Below are 14,709 nucleotides of genomic sequence, written 5' to 3' on the forward strand. Positions count from 1 at the left end.
GCAGTCAGCAGCGCGGAGCGAGTGGCCGCATGAGGGACCCGTTGCAGGTTTCCCTGCCCGACCAGAAACTGCTGGACGCGCTCCAGCCGACTGCCGGCGTCGAATTTTTCGTGTGGGACTTTTCCGCGCCCGCTCCCGCCGGGCGCTTCGACATCGTGGTGCCGCCCTATATGCGGGGGCCGGAGGTGCTGGCGGCGCTGGAGTCCGTGGAGATTGGCCTGATCCAGAGCCAGTCCATCGGGTACGACGGCGTGGCGGACGTGCTGCCCGCAGGCTGCGTTTTCGCCAATGCGGCAGGGGTCCATGAGACGTCGACGGCGGAACTCGCCCTGGGCATGATGATCTCCAGCCAGCGCGGGATGGCCGACTTTGCCCGGAACCAGGCCAGCGGCAGGTGGGACAACAGCCAGCGGCCAAGCCTTGCGGACCGGCAGGTCCTGCTGGTGGGATACGGGGGAGTGGGCAAAGCGATCGAGGCCCGGCTGCTGCCGTTCGAGACGCACGTGACCCGGATGGCCAGCCGCGAACGCGAGGACTCCGCCGGGAAGATTTTCGGGATCGACTCCCTCTTTGAGCAGCTGCCGCTGCACGACATTGTGGTGGTCAGCGTCCCGCTCAGCGAGCAGACGCAGCAGCTGGTGGACGCGAAGTTCCTGGCCGCCATGCCGGACGGGGCGCTGCTGGTCAATGTGGCCCGCGGCGCGGTTGCGGACACTGCGGCGCTGCTGGCAGAAACATCCTCCGGCCGGCTGCGCGCCGCCCTGGATGTGACGGATCCGGAGCCGCTGCCTGCGGAACATCCGCTGTGGACCACCCCCGGGGTGCTCGTCACGCCACACGTGGGCGGGGCAAGCTCGGCGATGTTCCCCCGGATGGTCCGGCTCATCAAACAGCAGATCGGGCTGATGCTGGACGGCGAGGAGCCCGTGAACGTGGTGCTGGGCGATTCCGCCAAGGTTCAGAGCGCAGGCTGACGCCGCCGCCTCCGGAAGACGATCCGCAGGTTGTCGCGGAAGCTCAGGCTGTTGCGGCGGCTGACCACAAACACGGCGGCGGCCGCGGCCAGGAGCACGATAAGCCCGCCCACTGCCACGGACCAGCGCGCCCCGAATTCGCCGCCGATCCACCCCATCAGGGGAGCACCCACCGCAGTTCCGCCCTGGAGCACGGCAAGGTACAGGGCCAGCACGCGCCCGCGGAACTGGGGCTCCACAGAGAGCTGGATACTGGTATTGCAGCTGTTCAGGAAGGTGATGGAGGCAAGGCCCACCGGGATCAGGACTGCTGCGTACAGCCAGAACGACGGCGTCACGCTGCCCAGGAGCGTGAAGGCGCCCAGTCCCAGCGCCCCGCCGAGCAGGAACCGAAGCCGCGGCCCGGCCCGCCGTGCTGCAAGGAGTGCGCCTGCCAGCGTGCCGACCGCCATGATGGACCCCAGCAGCCCGAACTCGCCCGGGCCAACACCGAACTCGGTGGTGGCCATCAGCGCGTTCACGACGGGGAAGTTCATTCCGAACGCGCCCAGGATGCCCACCAGGACCATGATCAGCACCAGATCCGGGCGGTTGCGCACGTAGCGGACCCCCTCCGCCACCTGGTGTTTGCTCCTGCTGGCCGGTGCCGCCGGCACAAGTTCCGAGGAGCGGATCCTGAACAGCGAAATGATCACGGCGGCGAAGCTGGCCGCGTTGAGCAGGAACACGGGCCCGGTTCCCACCCAGGCAATCAGCACGCCTGCGATGGCGGGGCCAGTGAGCCTGGCGGTGTTGAAGGATGCGGAGTTCAGCGCCACCGCGTTGGAGATGTTGTCCTGGCCCACAAGTTCGGAAACGAACGCCTGCCGCGAGGGCGCATCGATGGCGCTCGCTATGCCAAGGCAGAGTGCGGCCAGGTAGGCGTGCCACAGTTCAGCGGTGCCCGTGACCACCAGGAGTCCCAGGGCCAGTCCGGTCAGGCCCATCGCCACCTGCGTCCACAGCAGAATCACGCGTTTGCGGCAGCGATCGGCCAGCACTCCGCCGTAGGGGCCGAGAAGCAGCATGGGAAGGAATTGCAGGCCGGTGGTGATGCCGACGGCGGCTCCTGAGTAGTTGGTCAGGACGGTCAGCACCAGCCAGTCCTGGGCCACCCGCTGCATCCAGGTGCCGATGTTGGACACCAGTGCCCCGCTGGCCCAGATCCTGTAGTTGCGGTTCTCCAAGGCCCGGAACATGGCACTCATGTGCCGCTCATTTCCTGCATGATGCGCGCGGCCCGCTTGAGGATCAGTCGGTCCTCTTCGCTGAGCCCGGCCACCCGTTGGGCCAGCCAGGCAGTGCGCTGGTTCCGGGCCTCCGCCAGGACTGCCCGTCCGGCGTCGGTGATGTCCACGCGGACCTGGCGCCCGTCGTCGGGGTTTGCCGCCCTGGACACGAACCCCTGGTCTGCGAGCGCATTAACGATCCGCGTCATGGACGGGGCCTGCACGTGCTCGCTGTCGGCCAGGGCGCGGAGGGTGCTGGGGCCGTTGCCGTGCAGGAGGGCAAGGACCGTGTATTGCCCGGGGGTGATGACCTCGCCGGTGGCCTCGACGCGGAGCCGGCGGGACGTTCGCATGACGGCCGTGCGGAGCTCGATGGCCAGGCTGTCAGGGCTGGCCGCTTCAGTGGTTTTGTGGTTCTCGATGTTGGTGGTGGTCACGCTGGTATTGCGCCTCCTGAAGATGCTTAGCACTGCTAATTAGTCCTGCTAATAAGTATGCTCCGGTTCGCGGCGTCCGGCAAGGAAATGTGCGGGGAGTAACAGTCGCGCCCAATGGTCCGATAGTTTCCATGGGCCGCGCGAGAGAGTGGCGAGCCGACGCTGGGTCCCCGCTGCGCCTGGGGATTGCGCTTTCATTTCTACTGTGACTGTTGTTATTGCTGAAACTTTACGATAGTTTCTACGTGTGATGCAGGTCGCAACGGTGGGGAGCCGGCGGCCACATTCCTACCGAAGGACAATGATGACCAGCGATGCTCTCGCCAGCACCCCCGAAACCCGGCTCAGACGCCTGCACGAGCGTCTCGGCGGCATAGCCTACGGCGGGGACTACAACCCGGAGCAGTGGCCCCGCGACGTATGGCAGGAGGACGTCCGCCTCATGAAGGAGGCAGGGGTCAACCTGGTCACCTTGGCAGTCTTTTCCTGGAGCCGGCTCGAAACAGCGGACGGTGTCTATGACTTCGGCTGGCTGGACAGCATCATGGACCTGCTGCATGAGAACGGTATAGGAGTGGACCTGGCCACCCCGGACGCCGTTCCGCCGGCCTGGCTGATCGCCAGGCATCCGGACATCCTGCCGGTCCTGGCAGACGGCACCACCTTCGGATTCGGGTCCCGCCAGCACTTCGACGTCTCGCACCCTGCCTACCGGGAGAAGTCCCTGGCGATGGCGGAGAAGATGGGGGAGCGCTACGCCGGCCACCCCGCCCTGTGCATGTGGCACGTCAACAACGAATACGGACCCGTTTCCTACGGACCCCACGCGGACCGGGCCTTCCGTGAATGGCTGCAGGCAAAGTACGGCAGCCTGGACGAACTCAACCAGGCCTGGAGCACGGACGTCTGGGGCCAGGTCTACTCAGACTGGGCACAAGTGAACGCCCCTGCCCAGCCCCGCACCTGGTCCAACCCCTCCCGGCGGCTGGACTACCACCGGTTCACGTCGCACAGCATGCTGGAGCACTACAAAGCTGAGCGGGACATCCTGCGCAGGCACACCCCGGACCTGCCCATCGTCACCAACTTCATGCGCTTCTACAAGAACAACGACTACTGGGCCTGGGCGGGGGAGGAAGACGCCGCCGCGCTGGACATCTACCCGGACCCGCGTGAAGAAGATGCCCACATTGCAGCCGCCCTTAACTTCGACCTCATGCGCTCGCTCCGGAAGGGCCAGCCGTGGCTGGTGATGGAACAGGCCACCGCTGCGGTCAGCCAGTGGTCCGTCAATGTCTCCAAGCTTCCAGGCAAGATGCGGCTGGGCTCCTACCAGGCCATTGCCCAGGGTGCGGACTCCATCCTCTTCTTTCAATGGCGCCAGGCCAGGGGCGGGACCGAGCGCTTCCACTCCGGCATGGTCAACCACGCCGGCCCGAACACGCGGGTCTTCCGGGAAGTCTGCGAGCTGGGCCGGGAGTTGAAGGAACTGGGCGGCATTACCGGCACACGGTCCGCTGCCAAGGTGGCCATGGTCTTCGACTGGGACAGCTGGTGGGCCCTGGAACTGGGCAATTCGCCCCGCTCGGATCTGAGCTACACCCAGGAGGTCCTCCGCCTTTACCGCCCGTTCTTCGAGGCAAACATCCCGGTGGACTTCGTGGACGCCAAGAGCGACCTGGGCCAGTACGGCGTTGTGGTCTTGCCGGCCTCCTACCTTCTGACGGACGGGGCGGCGCAGCGGTTCGAGGACTACGTGGCCGGTGGCGGTCGCCTGGTGGCCAGCTACCTTTCGGGCATCGTGGACCAGGACAACACCATCCGCCTGGGCGGCTACCCCGGCGCCCTCCGTAACGTCCTGGGCGCGTGGAGCGAGGAGATGCACCCGCTTGCCGGCGAGGGCGAGGAAGTAAAGCTTTCAACGGCCGACGGCGGCACGGCCTCCGCCAGCTACTGGACAGAGCACGTGCACACAGAAACAGCGGACGTCCTGGCACGCTACGCGTCAGGCAGGCTTGCCGGTTCCCCTGCGGTGACCCGCAACAATTTCGGCCAGGGTACCGCCGTCTACCTGTCCGCACGCGTGGACGACACCTTCCTGGCGGAACTGCTGGCGGCTGAACGCGCTGTTGCGGGGATCCGCCCGGAACTTGACGCTCCGCTGGGAGTGCAGGTCCGCCGTCGTGCGGGCAATGGCCGCAGCTACCTGCTGGTGCTTAACCACAATGATGCCCCGGCCAGCGTGGACCTCAAGGCAGGCGGCACCGACCTCCTCAACGGCGCCGCTGTCCAGGGAACCGTCGAGCTCGCGCCCTACGGCGTCCTGGTGCTCGAAGAGCACGTAGTATCCATCCCCGCCGAAACCGCCCGATAGGAGGCCTCACCATGGCCATGCGACTGGAAGTACCTCCCGAGGCGGTCACCCCTGACCCTCCCGGCACCACCCGGAACCGCCGCAACAAACCGGGCAGCTGGAGTTTGGCACTGAAGCGGGACTGGCGCCTGTACACGCTCGTGCTGCTGCCGCTCGCCTACTTTGCGGTGTTCCGCTACCTCCCCATGGCCGGCAACGTGATCGCCTTCCGGCAGTTCCAGCCGGGAGGCAGCATCTTCGGCGAGAAATGGGTGGGGCTCAAGTACGTCACGCTCTTCATCAACGATCCCAGCTTCTGGCAGGCGTTCCAGAACACCATCATGCTGGGCGTTCTGACGCTGCTGTTCTGCTTCCCGATGCCCATCATCTTTGCCCTGATGCTGAACGAACTGCGCTCGCAGAAGTTCAAGAAGTTCGTCCAGACCGTCGCGTACCTGCCGCACTTCATGTCCGTGGTCATTATTGCCGGGATGATCCTGCAGAACTTCTCCATGACCGGCACGGTCAACCAGATCGCGAACACGCTCTTCGGCACCACGGTGAACTTCACCCAGGACGCCGGCTGGTTCCGGCCCATGTACATCAGCTCCGAGGTGTGGCAGACCATGGGCTGGGGCGCCATCCTGTATCTCGCTGCCCTGACCAGGGTGGACGAATCGCTATATGAGGCTGCGCGGATTGACGGCGCCAACCGCTGGCAACAGACCTGGCACGTGACGCTGCCGGCCATCCGGCCCACCATCATCACCCTCCTGATCCTGAACATCGGCACGTTCATGGCAGTGGGCTTCGAGAAGATCCTCCTGATCTACAACCCGCTCAACTACGCAACCTCGGATGTCATCTCCACCTACCTGTACCGGGTGGGCCTGGAGTCCAGCAACTTCAGCTACGCCGCAGCCATCGGAATGTTCGAATCCGTCATCGGCCTCACGCTGATCCTCTCCGCCAATGCCATATCCAAGCGGCTCGCCGGAACGAGCCTGTGGTGAAAGGGCCAACCATGAAGGGCACAACCATGAACCCGGCGGACGTCAAGCAGGGCACTGGGACAAAGCAAGGCACCGGCACCAACAAAGGCGCGGAGCACAGCGGGGTGCTGCTCAAGGACATGAAAGTCTCCCGGGGCATGCGGGTCTTCCGGGTGTTCAACCTGGCCTTCCTGCTGGTGGTGGTGTTCCTGACCCTCTACCCGTTCCTGAACATCATTGCCCAGAGCTTCTCCAGTGAAGGTTTCATCAACGCGGGCCAGGTCAACCTGTTCCCCAAGGGTTTCAACACCGAGACCTACAAGCTGATCCTTGCCGATTCAACGTTCTGGAACAACTACGGCAACACGGTCCTGTACACGGTGGTGGCCACGGCCATCTCCATGGTCCTCACCACCAGCTTCGCCTACGCCATCGCCAAGAAAGACCTTAAAGGCCGCAGCGTGTTCATTGGGATCGCTGTGTTCACCATGTTCTTCAATGGCGGCCTCATTCCCAACTACGTGCTGATCAGCTCACTGGGCATGCGGGACACCCTCTGGGCCGTGGTGCTGCCCAACGCCATCAGCGTGTTCAACCTGCTCATCATGAAGTCGTTCTTCGAGAACATGCCACGGGAACTGGAGGAAGCGGCCGCCATCGACGGGCTCAGCCAGTACGGGGTGCTGTTCAAAGTTGTCCTGCCCCTGAGCAAGGCCATCGTGGCCACCATGGTGCTGTTCTACGCGGTGGCCAACTGGAACTCCTGGTTCCAGGCCTTTCTCTACCTGGACAATCCGGACCTGTTCCCGGTGACCATCTACCTGCGCAACATGATCGCCGGAGTCACCACCGCGGGCTCGGCCGGCGGCACGGCCGAGAATGTCGGGCAGATCGCCGCCAACATCCAGTCGGTCACCATCGTCCTCACGGTCATTCCCATCCTGTGCGTCTACCCCTTTGTCCAGAAGTACTTCTTTTCGGGCGTCATGCTCGGTTCCGTCAAGGAATAACCCCTTATGAAAGGAAAGCCCATGATCCGCAGACGAGAGTTTCTCGGCCTCTCCGCCCTCGCCGCATTCGGCCTGGTTGCAGCAGGCTGCGACTCCGATTCCGGCAGCAAAGTGGACACTTCCAAGGCCCGCACCGGCGCCATGGACAGTTTCGGAGTGGGGGACACGTTCAAGGCGACGGCGCCGCTGAGCTTCACCTTCCTCTTCAGCGACCAGCCCACGTATCCGTTCAAGAAGGACTGGCTGCTGTTCACTAAGATGGCCAGCGACAACAACGTCACGCTGGAACCCACCATCGTCCCCAACAGCGACTATGAGCAGAAGCGCAGCCTCCTGATCAGCTCCGGCAACGCTCCGGAGATCATTGCCAAGACCTACCCGGGCCAGGAGAGCGCCTACGTCTCCTCCGGCGCTGTCCTGCCGGTCAGCGACTATGTGGACCTGATGCCGCACTTCCAGGACAAGGTGAAGAAGTGGAAGCTCGAGCCGGAGATCGAGGGGCTGACGCAGGAGGACGGCAAGTACTACGTGCTGCCAGGCCTGCATGAGGAACTGTGGCCGGACTACACCCTGGTGTTCCGCACCGACATCCTGGAGAAGGAGGGCATTGCGGAACCGAAAAGCTGGGATGAACTGCGTGAGGTGCTGCGCAAGCTGAAGAAGGCCTACCCGGATGTGGTGCCCTTCTCCGACAGGTTCAACGGCAACAGCGTCCTGAATGTCGCCGCCAACTCGTTCGGCACAGTGGCCGGCTGGGGCCTGGTGGACGGGCTGAACTTTGACGAGTCCAAGAAGGAATTCGAGTTCGCCGCCGGCACCGCCAAGTTCAAGGAACTGGTGACGTACTTCAATTCCCTGGTGTCCGAGGGCCTGATGGACCCTGAAAGCTTCACCCAGACGGATGACTCAGCCATCCAGAAGTTCACCTCCGGCAAGTCGTTCGTCATCAGCGCCAATTCGCAGAACGTCATCACCTACCGGACGTCCATGGAGCAGTCGCTGGGCAAGGGCAACTTCACCATCCGCAAAATCACTGTCCCCGGCGGCCCGGCGGGAGACATCATCGGCGGCTCCCGGCTGGAGAACGGCATCATGCTGAACTCGTCCGTCAAGGACAAGGACTCCTTTGTGGCGCTTATGCAGTACATCGACTGGCTCTTCTACAGTGACGCCGGGCAGGAGTTCTCGAAGTGGGGCGTGGAAGGCACCACGTACACCAAGGAAGGCGACAAGCGCGTCCTGGCCAAGGACATCAACTTCCAGGGCCTCAACCCCGCGGGCACCAAGGACCTGCGGGTGGATTATGGCTTTTCCGGCGGCAACTTTGCGTATGGCGGCACCACGGACCTGCTGCACTCCACCTTCAATGAGGAGGAGTTGGCGTTCCAGAAGGCCATGAAGAGCAAGACCCCCAAGCCGGTGTCCCCGCCCGTACCGTTCAGCGACGTGGACCGCGAACAGGCCACCCTGGTGCTCACCCCGCTGAAGGACCACGTCAAGCAGAACACCCTGAAGTTCATCACCGGGCAGCGGAGCCTGGGCGAGTTCGACGCCTACGTCAAGGAACTGGACAGCAAGGGCATGTCCAAGTACGTAGAGTTGGCCAACAAGGCTTACAAGGCGTACGCGGACAAGAAATAGGACGTACGACGGCGCCGGCCGTCTTGGCCGGGAACCGAAAGGCAGTGCGTGGTTCAGAATAAAGCGGCATACGGTGCCGGCCCCCTATTCAGGGCGGCCGGCACCGTCGCCGGCGTGATGATGGGCCACGTGCTGCTGGTGCTGGGCAACCTGCTCCTGGTGTTCGCGCCCCTGCTGGGCAACTGGCTGCTCGTGCTGCTGGCTTGCGTTCCGTTGGGCCCCTCCCTGGTGGCGGCCATGTATGCCTTCAACCGGTTGCTTGCGGGCCACGAAACCGGGGTTTTCAAGGACTTCAGGCGGGGGTACCGGATGAACTTCCGGCCTGCCCTGGTGGTGTGGCTGCCGCACCTGCTGTTGCTGGCCGTGATCGCGTTCAACCTGGTGGGCCTGCCGCTCTTCTCCGGCCCTGGAAACGGAGCGGGACCGGCCCTCCGGGGGGCGCTCCTCGTTCTGGGACTCCTGGTGGCAACGGCGGCCCTGAACGGGTTGCTGCTGCTTTCCAGGTTCACCTTTCCGGTGCGGGACATCTACCGGCTGTCCCTGTACGGCTTTGGTGCACAAAAACGGGTGGCGCTGGGCAACGCAGGCATCCTCTTTGTGGCCGCGTTCCTGCTGCTGATGACCACCACATACCTGATGCTGGTGGTGGCCGGGGCGCTGGTCTTCCTGGTCTGCCTGAACTCCCGGCCGCTGCTGCGGTTCATCGAAGCCAGGTTCACAGCCTAGGACCGCGTCCCGCTTTCTTGCATGGCCCTTAGCGCTCCGGCGCCGGATCATGGGCCGATGACGACCTATTTCGGTACGAGGGAGTTCGAAGGCGCCACCTTCGTTAAGGCAAGCTTCAAGGGCGCCACCCTGCGGTTCCCGGATGTCAGCGGTGTATCGATGCGCGGCGTGGACGTGGACGGGTTGAGTTCGGCGTCCACGAGCGGCACCACGTCGACCCCATTGATGAAGAGGCTTCCGAAAAACAGGTCGTGGCTGTCGATGTCGAGCCCGTTCGGACCTCGCTCGTATTCGTCAGAGCTAGAGGCAGTCACCGCCTGGTCTTGTACCTCGTTAGGACCACCCCACCGGGAAATGTCCGGGTTTCCACCAGGCTCAGGTTTATCCAGCTGTCCAGGGCTGCGAAAAACGGCGTGCCGCCGCCCACCAGCACTGGATGGGCAACAATCGCGTACTCGTCGATCAGCCCGGCCCGCATGGCCGCCGCCGCGAGTGTGGCGCCGCCGATGTCCATGGTGCCGCCGTCGTCGGACTTGAGCCGGGTGATTTCTGTGACCGCGTCGCTGGTGATGAGGCGGGTGTTCCAATCGACCGTGGTGGCAGTGGAGGAAAACACCGTTTTCGGCATGTCCCGCCAACGGCGGGCGAACTCCATCTGCGCCGGCGTGGCGCCGGGCTGCTGGTCGGCGGTTGGCCAGTGGGAGCTCATTGTCTCCCACAGTTTGCGCCCGTACAGCGCCAGGCCCGTCGCCCCCACCCGGTCGGACCACCATTGGAACAGCTCGTCGCTCGGTACGCCCCAGCCGAGGTCGTCGCCGCGCGCGGTGATGTAGCCGTCCAGGCTGACGCTCATGGCAAAGGTCAGGTTACGCATGGCGTCAGTCTCCCGTGAGTCCGCATTCGTTGTACAGACCAGCTCTTGACGGAGGTAGACTCTGCCTCATGCTTTCTACGCGCCGATTTACTTGCCCCCGACCGGTTTCCGGTCGTGAGGGCTTCTTGGCGCGCGCCTAGGTCCTGGCGCCGGATCTGAGTCGGGGGAGGAGACCACTACTCACATCCGAACCTAAGGACCACCGTGCCGAATTACCTTAGCTCCAATGAACTCCACGACGCCCTAAGCATCCGGGACCTTTCAGATCCCCGCAGCGGCCCCCACGCAATGCAGGCGCTTCTACAGTGTGTTGTCACTGCGCTCCGCAGCCAATGGGATGTGCCGGAACAGATTATCCGCCACAGCCCCCTGGTCAGCATGGAGGACAACTATGACCATCTCGGCTTCAAGGCATCGGACGTGACGCGGGATCAAAGATACTCCCGCTATGTCAGCCCGACAGTCATGCTGCGCAGTCACACCTCGGCCTCCATCCCGTCGCTGCTCCGAGCCCTGGACCCTGATGGACCCACGGACGGGCTCTGGGCCATCCCGGGCCTGGTCTACCGGCGTGATTCCATCGACCGCACCCATGTGGGAACGCCGCACCAGGTAGACCTGTGGCGCGTCAGCTCGCGGACAAACCTCGACGCCGTTGAGCTTCAAGACATGATTGCCTCCGTGGTGCACGCCGTGCTTCCCGGTGCCCAGTGGCGCGCAGTGCCGGCCGTCCATCCCTACACCGAGCAGGGCCTACAGGTCGATGTCCTCATGGATGGGGAATGGCTGGAACTCGCCGAATGCGGCCTCGTGGCAGCGCACCTGTTCGCGCATGCAGATTTGGATCCTGCCAAGTGGTCCGGACTCGCCCTTGGAATGGGCTTGGACCGCGCCCTGATGCTGCGTAAAGGCATCCCCGACATCCGGTTGCTCCGGTCCACGGACAAACGCATCGAACGGCAAATGATGGACCTGGCGCCGTGGCAGCCGGTCTCCCAACTGCCACCCGTCCGACGGGACATCTCAATAGTCGTTCCCGCGGACATTGACGCGGAAGTATTGGGTGACCGGGTCCGGACAGTATTGAACGGGCAGGCCGATGATCTGGAAAGCGTCGAACTGCTGGCCCTCACTCCCTACAGTCAACTTCCGGTGCCAGCCCGGGAGCGGCTCAAAATCCGTGAAGGACAGGCCAACGCTCTGATACGGCTGGTGCTGCGCCCCCTCACCAGGACGATGACTGATCCACAGGCCAACCAGATCCGCGACGACGTCTACCTGGCCCTCCACGAGGGACCTGTAAAGGAGCTCATCGCCGGATAGCCGGTTGTGGGGTGCCGGCAACACATGCTCGTGCTGCCGGCACCTCAAGAGAATGCCGCAATTCCGGAAGGGCCTTAAAGGGAATCCTCTTCAGCCAGACCTGGACCCGACCCTGGCCATTTACACCAGCGTGGCGCTACTTCGTGCTGGCCAGCACGTCGGCTGCCACCGCTTCGAGCCCGTCGATGAGATCCTGCAAACCGGGTTCTTCCAGGGGGAAGTGGCCGCAGCCACGCAGGGGTCTGCTGGTGGTGGGGCCGGGCAGTGTCCGGACCGTGGCCTCGCTGAGCTCCGATGGGGTCCACGCGTCGAGCCCTGGGTGCATCAGGTGGACTGGGAGGACTGCTGTCCGCGCCTCGGAGTGGGGATGCTGCATGAAGCTCGCGAGGAACCCTAGCGGAACCCAAGCGCCGCCTCCGTGTGCATCTTTCGCACAGAGCCGCCCCAGACCGGGATCGCGTCCCATGAGACTCAGATTGGCGACCCAGGAAATTTTGACTGTGACTCTGGCAATTGGCCCTCGAACCAGCCTGAGCATTGGCATGAAAATTGCGGCGAGGCGGCCGAGCCGCGTCATCGCAGAGCGGGCATCTCTTTCTTGTGGGTCGAGTAGGCAGGTAGCCACCACGGCGGCAACGCTGCAGGAACGAGCCGCTGCCTCCACGGTGAGCAAACCACCAATGCTGGCTCCCAGGAGAATCACTGGACGGCCATCGTCTTCGGCTGCAACGAGGTCGACCAGCAGATCGATCCAGTCCTTGTAGGTAACTGTTCCGGGGGATAGCGTCTTGGTTTTGCCGTAGAGAGGCAAGTCGACCACAGCGACGTCAACCCCGCGCCCTGCCAGGAGGGACGCGACAGGCCAGAGCGCCGATCCGTGGGCGCCCGCGCCGTGGACGACAAGCATGCGCAGTGGAGCATCGGCGTCGGGTAACCGGAGGAGGTGAACCTGATGGCCCTTCCAGGGCCACCACTCCGAGCCGGGCGGAACCAGCGACTTCCTTCTATCAGGCGGCAGGAAACTCGCGTAATCCTCCGCGTTAATATCAGCCGGTGGATGAGACGGCATCTGGTTCACCTTTCGATGGTCAACATCAGTCGAGTCTTTCACGCAAAAAGTTCAGGGCAGCTGACGGTGTGGCTCATATCCCTAGGGATTCGAGGCGCAGAGGTTCGAGACAGCCGGAGTGGGAACGTCTACTGGGGCGACCACAGCGCTAGGCACCCCTCCCAACAGGATCTAGGCTCTGGGTATGGCAAACCGACAGCACCGTCTGCGATCAGCGCCTTGGCCATGGTCGGAATGGTGGCCCTGGACACTTGCTCTTCTTTTGCTGGGTGCGCTTTCTTTTCTCCTGCTTAATATCGCTCACGGACGCTGCGGGGATAGCGTCATCCCTGGTGGGAGCTTCTGCGAGGAGTTCTACCTTATTGAGCCCTCCAACCGCCCGATATTTTTTGTGGCCGTCGGATTGGTTGCCGCGTACTTGATCTACCGGATCGTCTCGGGGTGCTTCATCCACGAGCTTGAGGCAGACGGACTTAGGCCGTCTGATCGGGAACCTCATAGGGGACGCAAATGACTGCTTATCGCTAGGCTGGGCCCTATGGCGTTGCGGGACTCGGCGCGGCCGCAGGCAGATCGATCAAACAGGGTGGTCTTGGACGCCTACGGGTTCATCAAGGGCTGGCTAATCGCGACTTCTCTCTGGGTAGGTGCACTCCTGCTCGTGGTTGCGGTGTATTTTGGCGTACCCGCCGCGTGGAATGGGACTGACGCCGGCCATGTGTGGGGCTTATTGGGCATTGCGATTTTCTATAGCTTCGGAGTTGCCTTGGTGTTCGCGGCGCCGCTGGCCTGGGTGTTGGCCTATGTCTTGCGCCCGGTGGGGAATCAATGGGTGCACATCGTAGCCTTTTTCTTTGTACCAACTCTCACGTTCTGGGTGTTGGGCAGCGTCCTCAATTTTGGCTGGCAGCCCGTGATGCTAATCCCTTGGGCCACGGTTGGCGTAGCGGCAGCCATCGGTCGTTGGGCGATCCGCAGGGACGCCCTCTTCAGTTCTGCAACTCCCCCCGCTTGAGTAACCTTTAGCGAAACAGAACGTATTCACGCTCTTGATCCCTGTCGCGTCGGCTAGTCGGTTCTTGAGAGCTCCAGAAGGAAGCCCAGGGTAGTCCGGCCAGCGAGTACGGCCGAAACATGCGCTTCACCTAAGCCGGCCTCAGCCGCGATCGCGATTGGAGAGATGCCTGAGTCACCGAGGGCTCGTAGAGCCTCATCTAGTTTGCGGGCATGGTCTTGCGCGGCCAGGAGGAGGGCTTGCAGAGTAACAGCGTTTTCTATAGCAATCGCAAGCAATTCGGCATGAGGAATTTCCCTCGGGGGGTCGTCGGAAGAGTACTTGGACTCGAAAGGGTGATCACTCATGGAACCATTGTTCAACGCGAATAGACCCAGCTTTCAGAATCGGTTGGTTCGTGATGGCTTTCGTGCCACTCCTCGGGATAGTTGCCTGGCTCTACGTAAGGCCAAAGCTATCCCGTTCTTTCTGACGAACCCTAAACGGCATTATCAAAGGTGCGCCTAGCCTTACAGTGCCGGTTGGTTGACGAGATTATTGTCCATCTATCGACGTTGCAAATAGTGTGTTTCTCCTCAACGAGGTACCCCAGACCAATAGTGTGATCACAATGAATACGAGCATGAGGCATCAGTGAGCCTGCCATGCGGCCCTGCTTGGGCAAGCTGTCGTGTTAGACGCGTGGGATGTGGAGTCCTGGCGCGGCAATAACACGAACTTGTGGGATTGGATTTACTGGCGCTGCAACTGGGCCAGCAGCCCGGCTGGGGATAGAAGGGGAGATGAACGCCATGTCCATCAAGTCAAGAGCCCCGGGTATCTTAGGGCTCCTAGGGGCACTGCTGCTTCTAGCTGCACCCCTTGCGGCCGTCGTCGAGTACAACGTACAGAAGCAGATCGGGGGACTGCCCCGGCTTTTGTTGACTCGGGGTCTTAGGCCGCTTTGAGCGCGGCCCGGTTGATTGTTTCATATTCGATGGGTGTGAGTTTTCCCAGCCGTCTTTGCCGTCGCCGGCGAATGCTGAGG

General features: G+C 63.0%; 13 protein-coding genes. 8 read left to right on the forward strand and 5 right to left on the reverse strand.

All coding sequences use genetic code 11. From position 1 onward, the window contains the following. Nucleotides 1–29: 29 nt before the first annotated feature. Nucleotides 30–974, forward strand: a complete 945-nt coding sequence (locus CXX84_RS15490; protein ID WP_102977633.1) for a 2-hydroxyacid dehydrogenase — start codon at nucleotides 30–32, stop codon at nucleotides 972–974. On the opposite strand, the gene CXX84_RS15495 is transcribed toward CXX84_RS15490, so the two are convergent. Both CXX84_RS15495 and CXX84_RS15500 read right to left on the reverse strand, forming a co-directional pair. Beyond that, nucleotides 959–2,221, reverse strand: a complete 1,263-nt coding sequence (locus CXX84_RS15495) for an MFS transporter (RefSeq protein WP_102977610.1) — start codon at nucleotides 2,219–2,221, stop codon at nucleotides 959–961. The two genes, CXX84_RS15490 and CXX84_RS15495, sit on opposite strands and share 16 nt — an antisense overlap. Next, nucleotides 2,218–2,595, reverse strand: a complete 378-nt coding sequence (locus tag CXX84_RS15500; RefSeq protein ID WP_223253117.1) for a MarR family winged helix-turn-helix transcriptional regulator — start codon at nucleotides 2,593–2,595, stop codon at nucleotides 2,218–2,220. Before CXX84_RS15500 ends, CXX84_RS15495 begins: the two co-directional genes overlap by 4 nt. 388 nt (nucleotides 2,596–2,983) lie before the next feature. On the opposite strand from CXX84_RS15500, the gene CXX84_RS15505 reads away from it, so the two are divergent. The 5 genes from CXX84_RS15505 to CXX84_RS15525 all read left to right on the forward strand — a co-directional run bounded on the left by CXX84_RS15505 (nucleotide 2,984) and on the right by CXX84_RS15525 (nucleotide 9,401). Continuing rightward, nucleotides 2,984–5,053: a beta-galactosidase gene (locus CXX84_RS15505; protein WP_102977611.1), complete on the forward strand. Its 2,070-nt coding sequence runs from the start codon at nucleotides 2,984–2,986 to the stop codon at nucleotides 5,051–5,053. Between the two features lie 11 nt (nucleotides 5,054–5,064). After that, nucleotides 5,065–6,045: an ABC transporter permease gene (locus CXX84_RS15510; protein WP_102977612.1), complete on the forward strand. Its 981-nt coding sequence runs from the start codon at nucleotides 5,065–5,067 to the stop codon at nucleotides 6,043–6,045. A 119-nt stretch (nucleotides 6,046–6,164) separates the two neighbouring features. Then, on the forward strand, nucleotides 6,165–7,034 hold the full coding sequence (locus tag CXX84_RS15515) for a carbohydrate ABC transporter permease (RefSeq protein ID WP_102977635.1): 870 nt from the start codon (nucleotides 6,165–6,167) through the stop codon (nucleotides 7,032–7,034). Between the two features lie 6 nt (nucleotides 7,035–7,040). Then, nucleotides 7,041–8,675 carry an extracellular solute-binding protein gene (locus CXX84_RS15520; protein WP_102977613.1) on the forward strand — a complete coding sequence of 545 codons (1,635 nt, stop codon included), beginning with the start codon at nucleotides 7,041–7,043 and terminating at the stop codon, nucleotides 8,673–8,675. A 48-nt stretch (nucleotides 8,676–8,723) separates the two neighbouring features. Beyond that, nucleotides 8,724–9,401 carry a DUF624 domain-containing protein gene (locus CXX84_RS15525; RefSeq protein WP_102977614.1) on the forward strand — a complete coding sequence of 226 codons (678 nt, stop codon included), beginning with the start codon at nucleotides 8,724–8,726 and terminating at the stop codon, nucleotides 9,399–9,401. Nucleotides 9,402–9,466: 65 nt separating this feature from the next. On the opposite strand, the gene CXX84_RS19365 is transcribed toward CXX84_RS15525, so the two are convergent. Together CXX84_RS19365 and CXX84_RS15540 are read right to left on the reverse strand one after the other, a co-directional pair. Further along, on the reverse strand, nucleotides 9,467–9,715 hold the full coding sequence (locus CXX84_RS19365; RefSeq protein WP_223253114.1) for a hypothetical protein: 249 nt from the start codon (nucleotides 9,713–9,715) through the stop codon (nucleotides 9,467–9,469). Then, nucleotides 9,712–10,275 (reverse strand): dihydrofolate reductase family protein, encoded by a 564-nt coding sequence (locus CXX84_RS15540; RefSeq protein ID WP_102977615.1) that lies wholly within the window; start codon nucleotides 10,273–10,275, stop codon nucleotides 9,712–9,714. The genes CXX84_RS19365 and CXX84_RS15540 overlap by 4 nt, the downstream gene beginning before the upstream one ends. A gap of 339 nt (nucleotides 10,276–10,614) precedes the next feature. Between CXX84_RS15540 and CXX84_RS15545 the strand changes: the two genes are divergently transcribed. Further along, entirely contained in the window at nucleotides 10,615–11,598 is a 984-nt protein-coding gene (locus tag CXX84_RS15545; protein WP_317614956.1) for a hypothetical protein, read from the forward strand. Between the two features lie 136 nt (nucleotides 11,599–11,734). Here the strand turns inward: CXX84_RS15545 and CXX84_RS15550 are convergent, their stop codons facing one another. Then, nucleotides 11,735–12,709, reverse strand: coding sequence for an alpha/beta hydrolase (locus tag CXX84_RS15550; RefSeq protein ID WP_223253115.1), 975 nt, complete (start codon nucleotides 12,707–12,709; stop codon nucleotides 11,735–11,737). A 496-nt stretch (nucleotides 12,710–13,205) separates the two neighbouring features. On the opposite strand from CXX84_RS15550, the gene CXX84_RS15555 reads away from it, so the two are divergent. Further along, nucleotides 13,206–13,682: a hypothetical protein gene (locus CXX84_RS15555; protein ID WP_102977618.1), complete on the forward strand. Its 477-nt coding sequence runs from the start codon at nucleotides 13,206–13,208 to the stop codon at nucleotides 13,680–13,682. Nucleotides 13,683–14,709: the final 1,027 nt, after the last annotated feature.

The sequence above is a fragment of the Arthrobacter sp. AFG7.2 genome (genome assembly GCF_002892835.1).
Classification (GTDB): domain Bacteria; phylum Actinomycetota; class Actinomycetes; order Actinomycetales; family Micrococcaceae; genus Arthrobacter.

Coding starts and splice junctions, on each gene's coding strand:
- CXX84_RS15490 (WP_102977633.1), top strand. CDS start 30: ATGAGGGACCCGTTGCAGGTTTCCCTGCCCGACCAGAAACTGCTGGAC.
- CXX84_RS15495 (WP_102977610.1), bottom strand. CDS start 2,221: ATGAGTGCCATGTTCCGGGCCTTGGAGAACCGCAACTACAGGATCTGG.
- CXX84_RS15500 (WP_223253117.1), bottom strand. CDS start 2,595: ATGCGAACGTCCCGCCGGCTCCGCGTCGAGGCCACCGGCGAGGTCATC.
- CXX84_RS15505 (WP_102977611.1), top strand. CDS start 2,984: ATGACCAGCGATGCTCTCGCCAGCACCCCCGAAACCCGGCTCAGACGC.
- CXX84_RS15510 (WP_102977612.1), top strand. CDS start 5,065: ATGGCCATGCGACTGGAAGTACCTCCCGAGGCGGTCACCCCTGACCCT.
- CXX84_RS15515 (WP_102977635.1), top strand. CDS start 6,165: ATGAAAGTCTCCCGGGGCATGCGGGTCTTCCGGGTGTTCAACCTGGCC.
- CXX84_RS15520 (WP_102977613.1), top strand. CDS start 7,041: ATGAAAGGAAAGCCCATGATCCGCAGACGAGAGTTTCTCGGCCTCTCC.
- CXX84_RS15540 (WP_102977615.1), bottom strand. CDS start 10,275: ATGCGTAACCTGACCTTTGCCATGAGCGTCAGCCTGGACGGCTACATC.
- CXX84_RS15555 (WP_102977618.1), top strand. CDS start 13,206: ATGGCGTTGCGGGACTCGGCGCGGCCGCAGGCAGATCGATCAAACAGG.